This window comes from Oleiphilus sp. HI0125, from assembly GCF_001635355.1.
Map to the genome: position 1 here is coordinate 1 of NZ_LWGF01000534.1, position 263 is coordinate 263.

Consider the following 263-nt stretch of genomic DNA (forward strand, 5'->3'; position numbering starts at 1 on the left):
TGTCAGAACAATCCCTAAAGCTTTACCAGGAAATGTCTTCGCCACTGAACCAAAGCTCAAATCAACTGATGGTTTGTACGTCAGCCTCTCATCGCCATCAAGCACAGATATAACCTTACGACCTGCTCTTTGACCAACAATCATTTGCTTGCCCCCTGGCGCCAAATAAGCTGTACCCGCTTCTAGATTATCGCCATCCACAGCTTGCTTTACTTTCACTTGGCTTAATCCATCCAAGCGCTCAGCAAAAGCAGGGGTAAATG

General features: G+C 46.4%; 1 protein-coding gene. It reads right to left on the reverse strand.

The genetic code is table 11. The features are described 5' to 3' along the window. Nucleotides 1-263 (reverse strand): chemotaxis protein CheB (locus A3762_RS06745; protein ID WP_304439273.1); only part of this gene is annotated, 263 nt, incomplete at both ends.